4 protein-coding genes and 1 pseudogene are annotated in these 4032 nt (G+C 71.6%); 2 read left to right on the plus strand and 3 right to left on the minus strand.

From position 1 onward, the window contains the following. A pseudogene (locus tag E1258_RS30640) lies at positions 1-279 on the plus strand (serine/threonine protein kinase); the annotation flags it as partial. Then, a complete protein-coding gene (gene pknB / locus E1258_RS30645) occupies positions 276-2084 on the plus strand; it encodes a Stk1 family PASTA domain-containing Ser/Thr kinase (RefSeq protein WP_132407236.1) in 1809 nt (602 codons plus the stop codon). The pseudogene E1258_RS30640 and the gene pknB, both read left to right, overlap by 4 nt. A 154-nt stretch (positions 2085-2238) precedes the next feature. On the opposite strand, the gene E1258_RS30650 is transcribed toward pknB, so the two are convergent. From E1258_RS30650 to E1258_RS30660, 3 genes are all read right to left on the minus strand, one after another. Continuing rightward, positions 2239-2889: an aminodeoxychorismate/anthranilate synthase component II gene (locus tag E1258_RS30650; protein ID WP_132407238.1), complete on the minus strand. Its 651-nt coding sequence runs from the start codon at positions 2887-2889 to the stop codon at positions 2239-2241. A gap of 2 nt (positions 2890-2891) precedes the next feature. Further along, a complete protein-coding gene (locus E1258_RS30655) occupies positions 2892-3170 on the minus strand; it encodes a hypothetical protein (protein ID WP_132407240.1) in 279 nt (92 codons plus the stop codon). A gap of 1 nt (position 3171) precedes the next feature. Beyond that, positions 3172-4032: class E sortase (locus E1258_RS30660; RefSeq protein ID WP_243715791.1), on the minus strand; the 861-nt coding region annotated here is incomplete at its 5' end.

A 4032-nucleotide genomic window follows, 5' to 3' on the forward strand; every position in this document is an offset into this window, starting at 1 on the left:
CCCCCGGCCCCGCCGCAGCGGTCCAGGTCAGGGGCGATATGGCTGTTCGTCCTGGTGGCCACACTGGTCCTGCTCTGCTCCGGCGTGATTTCCTACAACCTGCGGAAGAACGCGGCAGCCGGTGACCCCGGCGGGTTCGGTCCCCGGGCCGTGACGTCCGGCGCGCTGCTGGCCGGCGAGCGCGACGATCCGTCCGGGACGCCGTACCGTCGGGTGGAACGACGACTCCTGCCGGGCGGCGGCGAGACGACGACGAGCGAAGGACGACAGACGCGATGACAGCGCAGGCCCGCCTGCTCGGTGGCAGGTACCAGGTCGGCGAGCTGCTCGGCTACGGCGGCATGGCCGAGGTGCACCGCGGCCGCGACCTCCGGCTCGGTCGGGACGTCGCGATCAAGATGCTCCGGGCGGACCTGGCCCGCGACGCCACCTTCCAGATGCGGTTCCGCCGGGAGGCGCAGAACGCCGCCTCGCTCAACCATCCGGCCATCGTCGCGGTCTACGACACCGGCGAGGAGACCGGGCCGACCGGCGAGACACTGCCGTTCATCGTGATGGAGTTCGTCAACGGGCGGACCCTCAAGGAGGTGCTCGGCGTCGAGGGTCGACTCCAGCCGCGCCGGGCGCTGGAGATCTGCGCCGACATGTGCGCCGCGCTGGAGTTCAGCCACCGGCACGGAATCATCCACCGGGACATCAAGCCGGGCAACGTGATGCTCACCCAGACCGGCCAGGTCAAGGTGATGGACTTCGGCATCGCCCGGGCGTTGGCCAGCGGCGCCACCACCATGACACAGACCAGCGCGGTCATCGGCACCGCGCAGTACCTCAGCCCCGAGCAGGCGCGCGGCGAGGCGGTCGACGCCCGCTCCGACGTGTACGCCGCCGGCTGCGTGCTGTTCGAGCTGCTCTGCGGCCACCCGCCGTTCGTCGGCGACAGCCCGGTCAGCGTGGCGTACCAGCATGTGCGGGAGGCCCCGCCGACGCCGAGCGACATCAACCCGGACGTCAACCCGGCGGTCGACGCGATCGTGCTCAAGGGGCTGTCGAAGAACCCCCTCAACCGCTACCAGAGCGCCGGCGAGATGCGGGCCGACCTGCTCCGTGCGGCGGCCGGCCGGCCGGTGCTCGCCACCCCGGTGATGCGCGAGGCCGAGACCGCCCCGATGTCGGCCGCCGGTTCGGGCTACCCGACCCAGGTCGCCGGCGGCGCGGCCACCCGGCAGCAGATGCCGGCCCGGGTCGGCGACCCGCGCCAGCGCCGGGCGTCCTCCTGGGTGATCGCCACTTTCGCCGTGCTCGGCGTGCTCGCGGTGATCGCCCTGGTCACCGCCATCCTGATGAACCGGGGCGGTGCCGAGAAGATCGCTGTGCCCGACCTGACGGGGCAGACCCAGGCGGCGGCGGTGGCCCAGCTCGAACAGGCCGGTCTGGTTCCCGCCGTCGGGGACCCGGTCGCCAACAGCACCTGCAAGAAGGACACGGTCGCGGTGCAGGACCCGCCGCCGACGACGCAGCTGGAGAAGGGCCGGGGCGTCACCATCCGGATCTGCTCCGGCAAGCCGGAGGTGACGATCCCCAACGGGCTGGTCGGCTCCCAGTTCGACAACATCGAGCCGCAGCTCGAGGCGCTCAAGCTTGTGGTGATCGAGAAGGAGGTCAGCAGCCCCGAGCCGGAGGGGATCGTCACGAAGGTCACCCCACCGTCCGGCACCAGGGTCGCCGAGGGCACCAAGGTGACCGTGGAGATCTCCCGGGGCAACGTCCGGCAGGTGCCGAACGTCGTCGGCTCCTCGGCCGACGACGCCAAGCGGGAGCTGGAGCAGGCCGGCTACCAGGTGCGGATCGTCGACGGCGACGAGGTGCCCGCCGATCAGGCTGGCAAGGTGTCCGGCCAGAACCCCCGGGGCGGCACCGAGCTGGAGCGGGGCAAGCAGGTCACCATCGAGGTGGACATCCCGGAGCCCACCCCCGGCCCGACCGACCCGACGGGCACCCCGCCGGTCACGCCCTCGCCGACCCCACCGACCGGTGGCGACGGTGGCGGGTTCCTGTTCCCGCCGATCCGCCTCAACCAGGACTGACGCCAAAGCCGGGGCGCGTTGATCAGTGCGCTCGTCGATCGACGAGCGCACTGATCAGCACCATGTCGCCGACATGGCGGCATCATCGAGCCCGGATCGCCCCACGTCGCCGACACGGCGGCCCGACCACCGGGCTCCCCTGAGGCCCGGCCGGTCAGGCGGCGACGAACGCCGAACGGCGGCGGGCGTCGACCTCGGCGGCCAGCTCCGGCGCGCGCTCCAGGGCCTCCGGGTAACCGCAGCCCGCCAGCCAGTTGGCCAGCATCAGGTGGCCGCCCTCGGTGAGCACCGACTCGGGGTGGAACTGGACGCCCTCGATCGGCAGGGACCGGTGCCGCATGGCCATCACCACGCCCGAGTCCGTCCAGCCCGTGACCTCCAGCTCGTCCGGCAGCGTCTCGGGCAGGACGGTGAGCGAGTGGTACCGGGTGGCGGTGAACGGGTCGGGCAGGCCGGCCAACACGCCCGTCGAGCGGTGCCGCACCTCTGAGGTCTTGCCGTGCAGCAGCTCGGGGGCGCGGGCCACGGTCGCCCCGAACGCCTCGCCGATCGCCTGATGCCCCAGGCAGACACCGAAGATCGGCAGCTCGCCCACGTACCGGCGGATGACGTCGAGGCACACGCCGGCCCGGTCCGGGCTGCCCGGCCCCGGGGAGAGCAGGACGCCGGCCGCGCCGACCCGCCCCACCTCCTCGACGTCGATGTCGTCGTTGCGCCGGACCTCGCAGTCCACCCCGAGCTGGCCGAGGTACTGCACCAGGTTGAAGACGAACGAGTCGTAGTTGTCGATCACCAGGACACGCATCGTCACCTGCTCGGAGAGGGGGGTGGGGTGTTGTTCTGCTCGGTGTCGTACGGCAGGTCGTGCTCGTCGCCGGTCGGGGGAGCGTTCCCGTCCACGCCCGGATCGCCGCCCGGCACGCCGGAGTCCTGGGTGACCTGCACGTCGTCGAAGGGGAGCAGCGGCTCCGCCCACGGGAAGACCACGTACCAGAGCAGGGCCACCGTGGCGGTGGCGAGCAGCAGCGAGCCGATCAGCTTGCCGGGCAGCCCCAGCGGCAGCTTGCGCCAGATCCAGCCGTACACGTCAGGCCTCCAGCTCGGCCGGCTCGCCCGCCGACTTGGGCTGGGTACGCTCCAGCTCGGCGTGCACGATCAGGCGCTGGTAGTTGTCGAACTTCGGGTTGCAGGTGGTCAGCGTGAGCACCTTCTTGAACGGCTCCGCGCCCGGCTCCATCGGCACCGGGGCGACGACCTCGACCTGGTTCGGCTTGACGATCCGGGACTGGTAGACCTTGTAGACGTACCACTCGGTCTTGTCCTCGACGACGATCGCGTCGCCGGGGTTCAGCTCGTCCAGCCGCCAGAAGGTCGCCCGGTTGCGGTGGCCGGCGACGGAGAAGTTGCCCACCTCGCCGGGCATCGCGCTGTCCGGGTAGTGGCCCGGGGCATACCGGATGTCCTGCTGGGTGACCCCCTCGACCACGACCCAGTTCCTGTCGAGCTTCGGGATGTAGAGCCCGGCGATGGGCTCGCCGTGCATCGGTGGCTTCGGCTTCGTCGACGTGCTGGCGCTGGGTGCCACGGTCGGGTCGCCGGTGGAACCCCACGCCTGGGCGAGCTGGTTGCTGAGATCGTTCTGGTGGGCGTCGACGATGGCCGACTTGCCCCACACCTCGTATCCGGCGAAGAGGATCACCACCAGGCCGAAGGTGATCAGCACCTCACCGGTGACCCGGACCCCGAGGCGCAGCCGGGTCCAGAACGTCGGCCGGGTCAGCTCGGAATAGACGCTCTTGTAGCCCTCGTCGGTCTGCTCGGCCCGGAGCTGGACCACCCGCTCGCCACGGCGCGGACGGGGCGGTTCGGCCGGCTCCGCGGAAGTCGGCTCGCCGCCGTTGTCCGGTAGGCGGGGCACCGCTCCCATCAGCGCGGTCGAGTCGGGGGC

It is taken from the genome of Micromonospora sp. KC207 (genome assembly GCF_004348615.1).
In the GTDB taxonomy this organism is placed as follows: domain Bacteria; phylum Actinomycetota; class Actinomycetes; order Mycobacteriales; family Micromonosporaceae; genus Micromonospora.